The organism is Solibacillus sp. FSL H8-0523, from assembly GCF_038051985.1.
GTDB lineage: Bacteria > Bacillota > Bacilli > Bacillales_A > Planococcaceae > Solibacillus.
The window spans coordinates 1,190,280-1,205,389 of sequence record NZ_CP150291.1; the positions used below are offsets into that span (position 1 = coordinate 1,190,280).

At 39.1% G+C, this 15,110-nt stretch carries 15 protein-coding genes and 1 riboswitch; of the genes, 13 read left to right on the top strand and 2 right to left on the bottom strand.

All coding sequences use genetic code 11. The annotated features are described in order from the left end of the window. The first annotated feature begins 213 nt into the window (after nt 1-213). From sigX to brnQ, 4 genes are all read left to right on the top strand, one after another. Nucleotides 214-747 (top strand): RNA polymerase sigma factor SigX, encoded by a 534-nt coding sequence (gene sigX, locus NSQ62_RS05615; RefSeq protein WP_341322949.1) that lies wholly within the window; start codon nt 214-216, stop codon nt 745-747. Further along, nucleotides 744-1,949 (top strand): hypothetical protein, encoded by a 1,206-nt coding sequence (locus NSQ62_RS05620; protein ID WP_341322950.1) that lies wholly within the window; start codon nt 744-746, stop codon nt 1,947-1,949. The genes sigX and NSQ62_RS05620 overlap by 4 nt, the downstream gene beginning before the upstream one ends. Before the next feature lie 244 nt (nt 1,950-2,193). After that, nucleotides 2,194-2,369, top strand: a riboswitch (FMN riboswitch). A gap of 244 nt (nt 2,370-2,613) precedes the next feature. Beyond that, a complete protein-coding gene (locus NSQ62_RS05625) occupies nt 2,614-3,189 on the top strand; it encodes an ECF transporter S component (protein ID WP_341322951.1) in 576 nt (191 codons plus the stop codon). 225 nt (nt 3,190-3,414) lie between these two features. Then, entirely contained in the window at nt 3,415-4,752 is a 1,338-nt protein-coding gene (gene brnQ, locus NSQ62_RS05630) for a branched-chain amino acid transport system II carrier protein (protein WP_341322952.1), read from the top strand. 44 nt (nt 4,753-4,796) lie between these two features. On the opposite strand, the gene NSQ62_RS05635 is transcribed toward brnQ, so the two are convergent. Further along, nucleotides 4,797-5,654, bottom strand: coding sequence for a YitT family protein (locus tag NSQ62_RS05635; RefSeq protein ID WP_341322953.1), 858 nt, complete (start codon nt 5,652-5,654; stop codon nt 4,797-4,799). 527 nt (nt 5,655-6,181) lie between these two features. Between NSQ62_RS05635 and NSQ62_RS05640 the strand changes: the two genes are divergently transcribed. Both NSQ62_RS05640 and glnA read left to right on the top strand, forming a co-directional pair. After that, nucleotides 6,182-6,580, top strand: coding sequence for a MerR family transcriptional regulator (locus NSQ62_RS05640; RefSeq protein ID WP_341322954.1), 399 nt, complete (start codon nt 6,182-6,184; stop codon nt 6,578-6,580). A 25-nt stretch (nt 6,581-6,605) separates the two neighbouring features. Further along, the gene (gene glnA / locus NSQ62_RS05645) at nt 6,606-7,964 is read left to right on the top strand and encodes a type I glutamate--ammonia ligase (RefSeq protein ID WP_341322955.1); all 1,359 of its coding nucleotides are present in this window, start codon (nt 6,606-6,608) and stop codon (nt 7,962-7,964) included. A gap of 66 nt (nt 7,965-8,030) precedes the next feature. On the opposite strand, the gene NSQ62_RS05650 is transcribed toward glnA, so the two are convergent. Further along, on the bottom strand, nt 8,031-8,528 hold the full coding sequence (locus tag NSQ62_RS05650) for a DUF3231 family protein (RefSeq protein WP_341322956.1): 498 nt from the start codon (nt 8,526-8,528) through the stop codon (nt 8,031-8,033). Nucleotides 8,529-8,718: 190 nt separating this feature from the next. On the opposite strand from NSQ62_RS05650, the gene NSQ62_RS05655 reads away from it, so the two are divergent. The 7 genes from NSQ62_RS05655 to NSQ62_RS05685 all read left to right on the top strand — a co-directional run bounded on the left by NSQ62_RS05655 (nt 8,719) and on the right by NSQ62_RS05685 (nt 15,106). Beyond that, nucleotides 8,719-9,834: an ABC transporter gene (locus NSQ62_RS05655; protein ID WP_341322957.1), complete on the top strand. Its 1,116-nt coding sequence runs from the start codon at nt 8,719-8,721 to the stop codon at nt 9,832-9,834. 12 nt (nt 9,835-9,846) lie between these two features. Further along, on the top strand, nt 9,847-11,058 hold the full coding sequence (locus NSQ62_RS05660) for an ABC transporter permease (protein ID WP_341322958.1): 1,212 nt from the start codon (nt 9,847-9,849) through the stop codon (nt 11,056-11,058). A gap of 10 nt (nt 11,059-11,068) precedes the next feature. Next, complete coding sequence (locus tag NSQ62_RS05665; protein WP_341322959.1) at nt 11,069-11,980, top strand: ATP-binding cassette domain-containing protein; 912 nt, start codon at nt 11,069-11,071, stop codon at nt 11,978-11,980. A 188-nt stretch (nt 11,981-12,168) separates the two neighbouring features. Further along, nucleotides 12,169-13,860 carry an FAD-dependent oxidoreductase gene (locus NSQ62_RS05670; RefSeq protein WP_341322960.1) on the top strand — a complete coding sequence of 564 codons (1,692 nt, stop codon included), beginning with the start codon at nt 12,169-12,171 and terminating at the stop codon, nt 13,858-13,860. A 107-nt stretch (nt 13,861-13,967) separates the two neighbouring features. Next, nucleotides 13,968-14,228 (top strand): metal-sensitive transcriptional regulator, encoded by a 261-nt coding sequence (locus tag NSQ62_RS05675; protein WP_341322961.1) that lies wholly within the window; start codon nt 13,968-13,970, stop codon nt 14,226-14,228. A 49-nt stretch (nt 14,229-14,277) separates the two neighbouring features. Beyond that, on the top strand, nt 14,278-14,754 hold the full coding sequence (locus NSQ62_RS05680) for a DsrE/DsrF/DrsH-like family protein (RefSeq protein ID WP_341322962.1): 477 nt from the start codon (nt 14,278-14,280) through the stop codon (nt 14,752-14,754). A 10-nt stretch (nt 14,755-14,764) separates the two neighbouring features. Then, nucleotides 14,765-15,106, top strand: a complete 342-nt coding sequence (locus NSQ62_RS05685; RefSeq protein WP_341322963.1) for a rhodanese-like domain-containing protein — start codon at nt 14,765-14,767, stop codon at nt 15,104-15,106. Nucleotides 15,107-15,110: the final 4 nt, after the last annotated feature.

Sequence of the window (15,110 nt, forward strand, 5' to 3'; positions counted from 1 at the left end):
ATGGTGAATTTAATTTTTTTAGTGGATAGGAAACTATAACTTTTTCAAGGAAATCCACATAAGAAAAGACATCATTTCGCGCTATTTGGCGCAAAATGTGTCTTTCTAATAGAGAACTCTCTATAATACTTACTAGAATTACGGTAAAATTGATACACATTGTAACTTTTTTTGTTTTGACACGACAAATTAATGAAACGGAGGTGGGATGGGGTGCAACAATCCATTTTCCATCGATTATATGACACGTATCATCAGGATGTTTTTAATTTTTTGTTTTATTTAGTCAAAAATCGAACGGCTGCTGAGGACCTTTCGCATGAGGTGTATGTGCGCGTTTTGAAATCCTATGAACGCTTTGAAGGCAAAAGCAGCGAAAAAACATGGCTTTTCTCAATCGCAAAAAACGTAGCGATTGATTACTTCAGGAAAAAACAAGTGCGCGATAAGCACGCGTTTACTGCTTTTGATTGGGAAACAGAGCAGCTCGTGTCACAAAGTCCATCACCAGAACAGTTTGTCGAGCTAAATGAGCAGCTTCGTCACATGCTGGATGCGTTAGAGCAGTGTTCCGGTGACCAAAAGATGGTCGTAATTATGCGTTTTATACAGGACTTATCAATTCAGGAAACGGCTGAAGTTTTAGGATGGACACAGGGAAAGGTGAAAACCACACAGCACCGCGCATTAAAGCAATTGCGCCAATTATTAGAGCAGCAAGATGGAAAGGAGGCGAATTCATTATGAACAAGGAGCAGTGGGATGAGGAAGCCTTAGAAACCCTTTTCAAACAAGCACCTAAAGTAACCGATCATCGAACAAAAGATGAAGTCTTACAGCGTTTAATCGATGAAGGGTCATTTAATGAACAGCCACCTCAACAGCAAAAAGTAGTAAAGAAGGGCATTCGCTGGACACCACTAATTGCCTCGATTGCTTCATTATTTATTTTAGTCGTAGTTGGTTCGCAGTTTTTAAATAATAACTCCATCTCGATGCAAAATAGCGCACGTGATGATGCAAAAGTAGAGACGACGAGTGGCGCGTTGGAAAAAGAATCAATGGACGCTGCAACAGAAAGAGCTATGCCTTCCAATTTTTCGATGACTGCTGCACAACAAACGCTCGTTTACGCCTCACAAATAGAAGGGGTCACACTTTTTAAAATGGGGTTAGCGGATGGTGCGCAAATTGTACCAGTGAGCTTTTTAATTCCCAATGATATTGTCGCTGAAAAAGTAGGGACAGAGAAGCCGACAAAATTACAGCTTTACGAAACATTTGCAAGTGCGATTGATGAAACGGTGCTCGGTTTCAGTGAATTTCACCCGTTTAAAGGGGCTTTGCGTGAAGCAGGAGATACGCTCATCCATACCTTACCTAAAGGGCACCAGTACGATGTAGGTTCTGCTGCAATCGCGAATTATATGGCTGCATTAGCTGATACATTTGGAGATGCCTATAAAGAAGTAAGACTTGAAGATGCAAACGGAGAAACAATCTTCTTTGACCATATTGGCGATATGCTTGAACCTGTAACGCTACAAGGGACAGCTCGACAATATAATTACTTTACCTATCAAAGACAGGACGGCTCGTTTTATTTAAGTCCAAATTTTCACATGGGCTATAGCGATGTAACAGAGGCGTTTCAAACTATGACAACAGAGGTAAATGATATCTATCAATCGGCCATTTTACCAAACGTCACATTTAGCGTAGAAGATGGAAATGATTTTGTAACGATTACGTTCGATAGTCCACTAGATTTAGAACAATATGATTCAGCACAAGCGATGCGTATGATTGAAGCGATGTTATTAACAGCCGCAAGTTTTGATAAACAAATAAAATTCGAACAAATTGTGCAGGAGACATGGAATGGCTTTGACTTTTCAAATCCTTTAGAGAAGCCACTTGCTGCAAATATTGTATTCTATAATTTTTAAACAAACCTCTTTTAGCTAGTGCTAAAAGAGGTTTAGTCCTCCGGAGGATGTCAAGGTTTGTAAGGCGTTTTTTGTGCCAACACAAAACCAAATCCAGACGCAATTACACCGAGGTGTAATTATATTTTAATAATTCAAATAATTTTACTCGGAATTGTAAGCAAAGGGCTTTACAATTCCGTTTTTTGTTTTATAATAGGTATTGTAGTAAAGTTTTCGAACTTTATTAACTAATTTCATATTGATTCATCTTCGGGGCAGGGTGTAATTCCCGACCGGCGGTAATAAAAGTGTCAACCTCTGACCATTCACTTGGAGGACGTTGCATCAAAGCTTTTTCAGCCCGCGAGCCACTTTTTGTGTGCAGGATTTGGTGAAATTCCAAAGCCGACAGTATAGTCTGGATGGGAGAAGATGAAGGTACGGTCGTCATTTTATGAAAATGTCGTTGTATTTGTAGTACCAATTTATTTCCTTGTGCAAATAAGCGAAATGCCTTTTGTGCATAGAAAATTGGTGTATAACTACAAATCCTACGAATAGACCCTTATTAAAGTGTGCCTATTTCTCCCTTATGCTAATTTTTGCATAGGGGTTTTTTCGTGAAATGAATGGTGTCCGTCCTTTCTTCTTGCGAGTGAATCAGCAAAGAGGAGAGATTTTTATGCAAAAAAGAAGTCTAAAGTTACGTTCGTTCGTAACGATCGCCATGCTCAGTGGGGTATCATTTGTATTAATGTTACTTAATTTCCCGCTACCTTGGTTCCCAGTGTTTTTACAAATCGATTTCAGTGATGTGCCAGCACTAATTGCGGCGATTACGATGGGACCGGTTGCAGGTATTTTAGTAGAGCTTGTTAAAAATGTGCTAGATTGGATTTACACAGGCGCACCAGAGGGTATTCCAGTAGGCCATATGGCAAACTTTGCAACGGGCGTATTATTTATCTTACCAGCGTATTTCATTTATAAAAAATTCCCTTCAGTAAAAGGTTTAATGACAGGCTTGGTTGTTTCAACGATTGTGATGTCAATTGGTATGGCTGCACTAAACTACGTGGCATTCTTACCACTTTACACATATTTACTAGGCTTTGAATATGATATGTACGAAACAATTGTGCTAGGTATTTTACCGTTTAACATTGTCAAAGGTGTGATGATGTTCGTGGTGATGACAATGCTGTACCGCACAATGCATGTATGGATTGAAAATCAACGTAAACAATATTCACTTTAAATAGTAGGATGATCGGTGATAGACAGAGCGAACTTTGCTTTATGTCTATCGCCTTTTTATTTTGCATTTTAATTGTTGGAATCATGATATAGTAATAAAAGTGTTTAATAACTATTTGCTATTGTCTTTGATGGCGTAGCCTGTTATCATTATGACTATTGTTGTAAAAATCGATATATTTAGTTTATTCGACAACTTAGAAAAACATCATAGGAGCGAGTTTTAATGGAGAAAAAAATACCATTTTCAACATACGCGGTCATTGGTACGATGCTGTTTGGTATGTTTTTTGGTGCAGGGAACTTAATTTTCCCGATTCAAATGGGTCAGTTAGCTGGAACGAATTATTGGCTAGCGCTCATCGGCTTTTTAGTGACGGCGATTGGCTTGCCGTTTTTAGGGATTTTAGCCATTGGTCTTTCGGGTAGTAATGGACTACGTGATTTAGCGAGTAAGGTACACCCGGTATTTGGCGTGGTGTTTGCGTTAGCGCTGTATTTAACGATTGGGCCATTCTTTGCGATCCCGCGTACAGCAACAGTACCGTTTGTTGTTGGGTTTGAACCGTTTATCGACCCATCACAAGTGAAAATGTGGCTAGCGGTATTTAGTTTTGTGTTCTTTGCGATTGTGTTTTATTTCTCACTTAATCCAGCGAAAATTATGGACATTATCGGCAAATATTTAACACCGGCCTTTTTAATTTTCTTATTTCTATTAATCGGGATTAGTTTATTTTCGCCGATGGGTAGCTTTATTGAGCCGGCGGGAAATTATGTGAACGAGGCGTTTATGACCGGTTTTAAAGAGGGGTATAACACAATGGATGCCCTGGCGTCACTGGCATTCGGGATTATCGTCATTAATGCGATTAAACGTACCGGTATTACAGATAAAAAGGAAATTGCTAAAGCGACGTGGAAATCAGGGATTTTTGCGATGGCGTTAATGATGCTTATTTACGGTTTAATTGCGTATATGGGGGCATCAAGTGTAACAACGATTGGAACGTTTGATAATGGTGGTCAAATTTTCGCAGCAGTAGCAGATCATTATTTTGGTTCGTACGGGGCCATTTTATTGGCGATTATTATTATCTTAGCTTGTTTAAAAACAAGTATCGGGCTGATTACGGCATGTAGTGAATTTTTCCATGAAGTATTCCCAAAAATTAGCTATACGGCATTTGTTGTTGTACTATGTGTCGTATCGTTTACTATTGCGAACGTTGGGTTAACGAATATTATTACGTATGCAGTTCCAGTATTAATGTTCTTATATCCATTAGCGATTGTGTTAATTATCTTGGCATTAGCAGGGCCGCTGTTTGACTATAAACAGCCGGTATTTGCTGGGGCGATTTTATTTACGTTCTTTATTAGTGTGATTGATGGCTATAATGCACTTGTGGCAAGTGTACCAGCATTTGAAGTAGGCTTTTTAACGAAGCTTGCACAGGTGTATGCGGATTACTTACCGCTGTATGCAATTGGCTTAGGGTGGATTGTGCCTGCAATTGTAGGTGCGGTTATTGGTTATATTATAGGACAAATAAAAAAATAAACGAAAACGCGAACTTCGATAAGACGAGGTTCGCGTTTTTGTTCTTAATGGACGTCGCGTTTTTGGAAGTTACCGCCTTTTACTTCGATTACTTCATAAATTGTCACGAATGCTTTCGGATCAATTTCGCGGATAATCACTTTCATTTTGCTCTCTTCCATACGGTTAATGACGCATGTAATTTCTTTGAATTCTTGATTTGAATACGCACCTTGCACGGTATTGAACGTTGCGCTTCGGCCTAGGCGGTCGCGAATTGTTTCAACCATTACAATTGGCTCGCTTGTAATGATTTTGAATGTTTTTGAGCCACTTAAACCTTCTTCAACGATGTGGATTACTTTTGAAGCGATATAGTAGGCAATCGCAGAAAGTAGCGCTCCTTTAAAGCCGAATACGGTAGAAACTACGATGAATACGAAGAAATTTAAAAATAGGATTAAATCGCTCGTTCCAAATGGTAATTTACGAGATAGTAAGACGGCAAGCATATCGATTCCATCTAACGCACCACCGTTACGCAGTGCCAGACCCATACCTAAACCGATAATAATCCCTCCGGCTACTGTTACAAGTAAAGCATCTCCGGTAATGATTGTTGGGACGTGGTGCATTAATGAAGTGCCGACTGCTAATGAGACAATCCCAATTACTGAGTTAATCGCGAAGCTCTTACCGATTTGTTTATAACCTAAATAAATAAATGGAATGTTAAGTACAGCAATTAGTAGCCCGAGTGAAATCGGCGAGATCTTTGATAGTACGATACTAATTCCTGTAACCCCTCCATCAGATACGTTGTTTGGAATTAAAACGGCTTCTAAACCGTAAGCGGCGATTAAACCACCGATAATAATGATTAATTTTTGACCAATTGACTTGGCAATACTTTGTTTAGCCATAAATCTCCTCCTAGCTTTCTAATACTAATAATTATACATGAATAATGCATTGATTTCTTTGTCATGCTCTTAACGGGTTAAAATTTGTGATAAATAATAGGATATCTGTTTAAATATTTCTAATTGCTATTTTGTTCCCTTTTCTCGTTAGGAATATCTAGGAGTTCATATAAAATTTTAACGGACAATGGGGAAGTAATTCAAGATGTTTTATTGATTTAATTGTTGATGTAACAATTTGGATAAAAAATAAAGTGTTCTTTTTGTAGGGGAGGATAACATCGTTAGAGAAATGGTCGTTTTTTAGAAGTCATTTATTGTACAGTGTTGTGCAGTAAATGGCTTATTTGTATGGAAATCTAACATCTGTAATTGATTTAACGTCTGGTACGGTGGTTATTTGGTAAAAAATGTTCGAATTGTGAGATGAAATCGTTCTAAAAAACGTATGTTAGTTTTTCTAACATTGAATTGACAAAGTAACTGACATTGCTTTAAAGTAAGAATCAAGAAAGGGAGGCGAGCTGATGAGTCGAGAGTTTCGAAGAGCAATGCCGTTATTGCCAATAAGCATGGTCATGCAATTAACAGAATTAACGGCTAGACAAATTCGCTACTACGAAGAGCACAAATTAATCGTCCCTGCCAGGTCTGAAGGAAACAGACGAATGTTTTCTTTAGACGATATCGATGCATTACTAGAAATTAGAGAATTACTAGATCAAGGCATCAATATGGCGGGCATTAAAAAGGTGTTTGCGATGCGAAATGATACTTATGTTAGAAGTACTGACATGGTACAAATGTCAGATGCAGAATTACGATCTATATTACGTGAAGAAATGCAACAGGCGCAGGCGTCAAAAAAAACTTCGCTACGTCAAGGCGACTTATCGCGTTTCTTTCAATATAAAAATGAGCAGTAACCATTAAAAAGGAGAGTGTTGAGGTATGACGAATACAGTGGTAAAAGGTGCAAGCAAGCTAACTAAAGAGGACATCCAAAAAATCGTTGCAGACAAAAACGTAAAATTCATCCGTCTACAATTTACAGATATTTTAGGTACAATCAAAAACGTTGAAATTCCAGTAAGCCAATTAGAAAAAGCGTTAGATAACAAAATGATGTTTGACGGTTCTTCAATCGAAGGCTTCGTGCGTATCGAAGAATCTGACATGTACTTACGCCCAGACTTAGATACTTTCATGATCTTCCCGTGGACAGCGGAAAAAGGCAAAGTGGCACGCTTAATTTGTGATATCGCTCGCCCAGATGGTACGCCATTTGAAGGGGACCCTCGTTCGAACTTAAAACGTGTACTAAAAGAAATGGAAGAGCTAGGCTTCACAGGCTTCAACTTAGGGCCAGAGCCAGAATTCTTCTTATTCAAATTAGATGAAAAAGGCAATCCAACATTAGAATTAAACGATGATGGTGGCTACTTCGACTTAGCACCAACAGACTTAGGTGAAAACTGCCGCCGTGATATCGTGTTAGAGCTTGAGGAAATGGGCTTTGAAGTCGAAGCATCTCACCATGAGGTAGCGCCTGGCCAACACGAAATCGACTTCAAATACGCAAACGCGATTGAAGCATGTGATAACATCCAAACATTCAAATTAGTTGTGAAAACAATTGCGCGTAAACATGGCTTACACGCAACATTCATGCCGAAGCCATTATTCGGTGTAAACGGTTCAGGGATGCACTTCAACCTATCATTATTCCAAGGCGACAAAAACTCATTCTGGGATGAAGGTTCAGAGCTACAATTATCTCAAACTGCGAAGCATTTCATGGCTGGTGTATTGAAGCACGTACAAGGTTTCACTGCGGTAACAAACCCAACAGTAAACTCTTACAAACGTTTAGTACCAGGCTATGAGGCACCTTGCTACGTGGCATGGTCAGCACAAAACCGTTCACCATTAATTCGTATTCCGGCGTCACGTGGCTTATCAACACGTATCGAATTACGTTCAGTTGACCCATCTGCAAACCCATACTTAGCGATGGCTGTAATTTTAGCTGCTGGTTTAGATGGCGTGAAAAATGCAATCGAGCCACCAGCACCAGTGGATCGCAACATCTACGTGATGAACGCAGAAGAGCGCGCAGCTAGCGGCATTGATAGCTTACCGGGTTCTTTGGACGCTGCTCTTGAAACATTAGCAAAAGACCAAACAATCATCGATGCGTTAGGTGAGCACATCTACGCAAACTTTAAAGAAGCAAAAGAAGTAGAGTTTGATATGTTCCGCACATCTGTGCATCAGTGGGAACGCGATCAATACTTGAAGATGTATTAATAGGTAAACACATTTCGAATGTGAAATGGGAAACCCCCGAAGCGGAGTGCTTCGGGGGGTTATTTTTTAAAACACATGTAGCGGCGGTGGTACAAGCCAGCCTTTTTCCTTATTTAGTTTCAGTACCTTCGCCCCAAGTTGCGCGGCGTTCATATGGAATTGCCCAAACATCATGGCAATATCTTCGCGCAGTGACATGCCCATCGCCCCACTACAAGCAACTAAATGGGCAGCGATATCAATAGATAGTTTCGCTGCAATTTCTGGGTCCTGAAATCTTGCACCAACTGGGATTTCCTCCAATTTTGCATAAGGACGTTCAGGTGGAGCAGGTGGTAGTAAAATGCCGTTATATTTTAATATTTTTTCGAGTGGCTTTTTTTCTTCTTCTAAGCCTTGGATCGCATCCTCTAAAAGTTTTTTCAAATCCTTATCACCCACGTGATTTAACAGTGTTTGGTAGCTAGCAATCATACCGTTGTTGCTAAGTGCATTAGACCAAATTGTAAAAACCTCGCCGTAATGCAATGGCTCTTCTTTAAAATTTCCACTTAAAATACCCATTTAGATCTTCCTTTCAATTGTAGTTCAAATACTAGCATTCGAAAATCTGGTCCATTTTATACCTATATAATCAGAAATAACGCGTAGACAACTGGAGGATATGATAATAATTTGTAAAATTGGAATAATTAGATTATTCTAATATAAAGTACTCAATTTTCCGAAAACTGAAAAAGAAAGGGTGGTGCATATGCTACGAGCGTTAAAAGTAGGACTGTTGATTGAACGTACGAATCTTAAGAACTTAGTTGCGCTATTAGCTGTTGTGGTTATCGTATTTGGAATGATGTTTTTCGTTAAGGCACAGGAGGTTGGACAGCAGCTAGATGAAAAGAAGAGTGATTTTTATAATAGTCGTGCAGGGCTGTCAAAGTTTCAGGTAAAGGATGCTTCTGAAGATGGGGATGGTAGCGATCTTTATAAAAACTTAACGAAGCAACACACGTCAATTGCCTTGCAAATTGCGGCATTAACAATGGAAAATTACCCATTGTATTATCAGTCATCCGTCGAAATCGCGGAGCTTCGAAAAGAAGCATTTGATCTAGAGGATTATGAAAAAGTGGGAGATTTATTGCCAACAAAGCTAGAAAATACGCTGAACTATCTATATTTTAAACAGCTAGTAGATGCTGAAAGACAAGGAGTTAGTGATTTATCACATTACATACCGTTTTTACTTTACTTCTTTAGCATCGCAGGCTTTGGGTGGTATATTTTTATTAGCTTTTACACGAGCGCCATCTTGCTCGATGACTTTGAACATACGAGCATAGTAAAAGGCTATCCGGTACGCTTTGATCAATACATTATCTCGAAATGTATGCTTGCATTTGGCTATGTGCTCGCGTTTATTGCACTCATCTTTATATGTGCGTTGCCACGTTTAAATAGTGGCATTGGTGATATGACTGAACCTGTGCGTGTATTTTTAGGTGAGCCGGCAATTATTTCAAGTATTTCGTACATTGGACGTGCGGTTCTTTACATGATCGTTATTTCTGTCTTTGTCATGCTACTGTCAATTATTTTGAACGTCTTAGTAAAAAATATGTATTTAACGCTGTTTATCCACTTTATTTTATTCTTTTTACCAATAGTATTCCCAAGATTAATTAGTATATTCCCGTACAATCCTTTTAATTTTATGAGCTTTAATGATATTTTATCTGGGCTTCCGGTTGATTTAGAAAAGTCGACATCAATTACGATGAATCAAGGACTTATAGTGATTGTCATTTGTATTGTGTTGATGCTGATAATTATTCAGCGTTTCTTCTCAACAGGAAAAATCAAACGGGCGTAAGGGGGAACAGTTATGTGGGGATATTTTGTTTTTGAATTTAAGCAATTTTTTACGAACAAGAAAAATATTGCAGTATTCGCTTTACTGACATTTGCGGCCATCTTTTATGCGTTTAAACTAGCGCCGGCTTATGACCCGATAGAAAAGGTAGACTATGATGAAATTGAGGCGAGGTTTTTAACTCGTGAGGAATTTTTAGACTCGATGTTTGGTGAAAATTTAAATGATTATCATCATACTGTTCGGTACGCTGTCAATATGTTTGATTTCTTGAACCCATATGATGAGCGACGTCTACAAGCCCTTGATGAAGGTGATTTACGTAAATATGCAGTAGCAACAAGGGATTGGTACTTTTATACAAATATCCATACTTATCGTAACGATTTGTTAGCTTACAATCCACGTTATTATATGGAAGACAGACGATTTGCTGAAGAAGAAGCTAATTATGCTTATTTTGAACAATTTCAGCGCTATGATGCGTATAAACGTGTATGGTACAATTTAACGATTGAAATTTTGGAACAACGAACGGCACTTCAAACATTAGAACGCTTACTGAAAGGACCTTTACCATACATTATTTTAATTGCAACGCTACTACTGACAATTGATATCGTGACGAAAGATCGACGTCACCCATCAATTTTAAAAGGTTTCCCAATTGCAGATTGGAAGCGGTTATTTGTAAAGGTATTTGTGGGGTTAGTTGGTAGTGTGCTTCTGTGGATCCCGGTTATTGTTGGGCTGATAATTATTGGCTTTCAATTTGGCTTTGGAAATTTCGACTTACCAGTTCCTGTATATGGCTATGAAATGGTTGCACAAGAAGAAGGTAAATTTGTTTATATGTCAATGGGAATGTTTTTATTCCGGTGCTTCTTATTATTAGCGGTTTGGATGGTAGTCCTCATTTCAGCAGTCTTATTAAGTAGTATTTTATTCCGCCAAGAGATGCTGAACATGGTGGTAGGTGCATTACTTATTTTTGGAGAACGCTTTTATACAAGTCGTGGTGTCGGTTATTTCTGGGATGTCGAACAATACCCAACCTCGTATGTGCAGGTCGGAAAGATTGTATCGAAATACCAAAATTACTATTTCACAACTGGAGGATTACACGATATGCTCGGTTTGAAATTATTGTTAGCAAGTGCAACCATCCTACTTGTTTTAACACTAGTCATTTCATTATCTAAGCGTTTTAGACTGATTAAATAGGAGGGCTAATATGATTGATATACAAAACATAACGGTGCAATTTGGCGAACGCAAAGTGTTACATGACATTGCAATTCAGTTCAATCAAGGAGAAATGATTGGTCTTGTTGCGCCAAACGGAACCGGTAAATCAACGCTAATGAACGTCATTATGAACTATTTAGTACCAACAAGCGGGAAAGTTGCATTCCATGATGGACTTGCATATTCTAGTAAAAAAAATGAAGTGAAAATCCATCAGTTCGTATCCATGATGCCGGATCAAAGTGACTTATACAACCATTTATCAGGTCGAGATCACTTAAAAATGTTCGCGTTAATGTGGGGCTCAGACAAAAAGCTCATTGATGAAACAATCGGCTTGTTAAATATGGGGCATTATGTCAACAAAAAGACCGGGACATACTCACTTGGGATGCGTCAGCGTTTATGCTTCGCGATGCAAATCGTCGCCAATACGGAAATTATGATGATGGACGAGGTGATGAATGGACTGGACCCGAATAATGTTGAAATTATTTCGCGATTATTAATGCAGAAAAAAGCAGAGGGCAAGCTCATTATTATTGCCTCGCATTTACTTGATAACCTTGAAAAGTACGCGGACCGAATTTTCTTATTTAATGAAGGCAAGCTTATTGATGCCAATGAAATTATTGAGGGCTTTAGTCATGCTAAAATTAAAACGATTCGTGTGAAAAACTTAGACGAATCAATTAAAGAGGATTTACAGCAAAGCTATCCGTTAATTAATCAGCAAACGTTGATGAACGATATGACGCTACTACATTTGCCACATTCAGAAGCAAGTTTATTAAGTGAGTTAACAACATTTTTAGTTGACAAGGATGTTACGGACTTTAACTTTGGGAAAGTGACGTTGAATGATTTGTATGCGCTATATTATCACGAGGTTGTGTAACTAGAATAGAAGAAGCCCGTGTCGTTTTATGACACGGGCTTTTCTCTTATCGGACAATGATTTGAAAGGGGGATGAAATACACTTGTTACCTGAGTATCATACGGTTGACAATATACCGTACGGGGTATATTATAAGGGGCGTAGAATTAGAACAGGTCAGCATGGAAACTTGAGAGGGGTATTGAAAATGAAGAAAATTGTAATCGTAGGTGGCGTAGCAGGTGGTGCATCTGCAGCAGCACGTATTCGTCGTTTAGATGAACAAGCACAAATTGTAATGTTTGAAAAAGGGCCGCATGTGTCGTTTTCAAACTGTTCATTGCCGTTTTATTTAAGTGGCGTTGTCGCAGATAGTAAGCGTTTAGTCATGATGAATCCAAACTCATTTGAAGCAAAATATAATATTGATGCGCGTGTCAATAGTGAAGTTATTGCCATCAATCGTTCGGAAAAAACGGTGACGGTTAAAGATGTACATACAGGGGAACAGTTTACAGAAAGCTACGATCAGTTAGTGCTATCACCTGGGGCTAGCCCAATTGTTCCGAATATTGAGGGCGCGGATTTAGCGCATGTTTTCACGGTACGTAATGTTGTGGATATCGAGCGTTTACATAATGCCATTGTCGAGCAGGACGCGCAAAGTATCGCGGTTATTGGTGGTGGCTTCATCGGAGTAGAAGTCGCAGAAAATTTACGATTAGCTGGCCGAAATGTGACACTAGTACAATCAGCCGCGCAAATTTTAACACCGTTTGATGAAGATATGGTGCAAATTTTGCATAAGGAAATGGTAGATCATGGTGTTGAATTAATTACAGGAGATGGCTTAGCTGAAATTACTACGGAATCAATTACGTTAAAATCAGGTAAACAAGTAGCAGCTGATCTTGTTGTTTTAGCTGTTGGTGTACGTCCTGAAACAAAGTTAGCCGTTGAAGCAGGCTTAGAAATTGGTGAAACGGGTGCGATTGCTGTAAACCAAAACTATCAAACAAGTGACCACAATATTTATGCGGTTGGTGACGCGATTGAAGTGTACCACCGTTTAATGAACAAAAAAACGCGCCTTGCACTTGCAGGCCCAGCGCAAAAGCAAGCCCGAGCGATTGCTGACCATATTTACGGCATTCCGAACCAAAACCGTGGTGTCATTGGTTCATCAAGTATTCAAGTGTTTGATTTAGCCGCTGCATCAACTGGCTTAAATGAACGATCGGCTAAGCAACTAGGGATTCCGACAGAGGCTGTCTATGTCATTGCACCGGATAAAGTGGGGTTAATGCCATCAAGTAATCCACTGCACTTTAAATTGATTTACGAAGTGCCAACAGGGCGCATTTTAGGTGCGCAAGCGATTGGTAAAGGCAATGCCGATAAGCGTGTTGATGTCATTGCGACACTGATTTCGATGAATGGAACGGTAGAAGACTTAAAAGATTTAGAATTAACGTATTCACCAATGTTCTCGACGGCAAAAGACGTTGCGAATATGGCAGCGCTTGTTGCATCAAACTTAATGGCAGGGCGTTTTAAACAAGTGCGTGTGAATGAAGTGCGCGGTCTAGTGGAAGCAGGTGCCTATATTTTAGATGTGCGTGAAGTCAATGAATTTGCGAATGGCGCATTAAAAGGTGCCATCAACATTCCGCTTGGTGAAGTTCGTACACGTATGAGCGAAATTCCAAAAGATAAACCCGTATACGTACATTGCCGTTCTGCACAGCGTAGCTATAATGCGGTAATGGCGTTAGAAAACAGTGGGTATGATAAGGTGTATAATATTTCAGGTTCGTTTTTAGGCATTAGTTTATATGAATATTTCACGGATCAACAACAAGGCCGTGAGCCAATCGTTACAGCCTATAATTTTAAATAAAAAGTTGTGGGGGAACGTCAAATTTCCCCACTTAAAAATTTTTGTTTGACATATACCTCTAGGGGTATTATGATGAGAGTATCAAATCAGAAAAACGAGGTGAGCTTATGCAATACGATGCAAAAGTAACAGCACGTATGAAACGAATGGAAGGGCAACTTCGCGGAATTCTTCGCATGATGGAAGAAGAAAAAGACTGTAAAGATGTCATCACACAGCTTAGTGCCGTTCGTTCCGCAGTGGATCGTACAATCGGTGTCATCGTCTCAGATAACCTGGTTGACTGTTTATCAAAAGAAGATGCCGATGATTTAGATAAAAGTGCATTAGTTAAACAAGCAGTAGATTTATTAGTAAAAAGTCGATAAGGCTTTTTATTTTTTAACATAAAAATACCTATACGGGTAAGGAGATATTATGGAAAAGAAAAGAACAACTATCGTTTTATTTAGTGGAGATTACGACAAGGCAATGGCCGCTTATATTATTGCAAACGGCGCGGCAGCATATGATCATGAGGTAACCATCTTCCATACGTTCTGGGGTATCAATGCCCTACGTAAGCAAGAGGCGATTGAAGTGAAAAAAGGCTTTTTAGAAAAAATGTTTGCGAAAATGATGCCACGCGGTGCAGAAAAATTAGGCTTATCAAACATGCAAATGATGGGTATGGGTCCAAAGATGATTAAGCATGTTATGCAAAAGCATAACGCCTTAACGTTAACGCAGTTAATTGACATGGCACAGGAGCAAGATATTAAACTTGTGACTTGTACGATGACAATGGATTTACTTGGTCTGGAGAAAGAAGAGTTACTAGACGGAATCGAATATGCCGGCGTAGCTGCTTACTTAGCAGATGCAGAACAAGGAAACGTAAACTTATTTATTTAGGGGGCGCACGATGGAAACAATCATTATAATCGCTGTCATTGCGGCATTTATTATTTGGCGCATGAAGCCAGTAAAGGGCATAAAGTCGATTTCAACAGCACAAGCTAAAGAAATCCTTAACGATAAAGATAAAGTATTGATCGATGTACGCACACCAGCTGAATATAAAGCAAGAAGCGTTAAGCAATTTAAAAATATGCCCCTTGGCACAGATTATTCGAAGCTACCGAAGGACAAAGAAATTATTGTGATTTGTCAAAGCGGGATGCGTTCGATGCAGGCGTGTAAGCAATTAAAAAAATTAGGCTATGAAAACGTAACGAATGTCCGTGGTGGCATGAGTGCATACTAGGAGG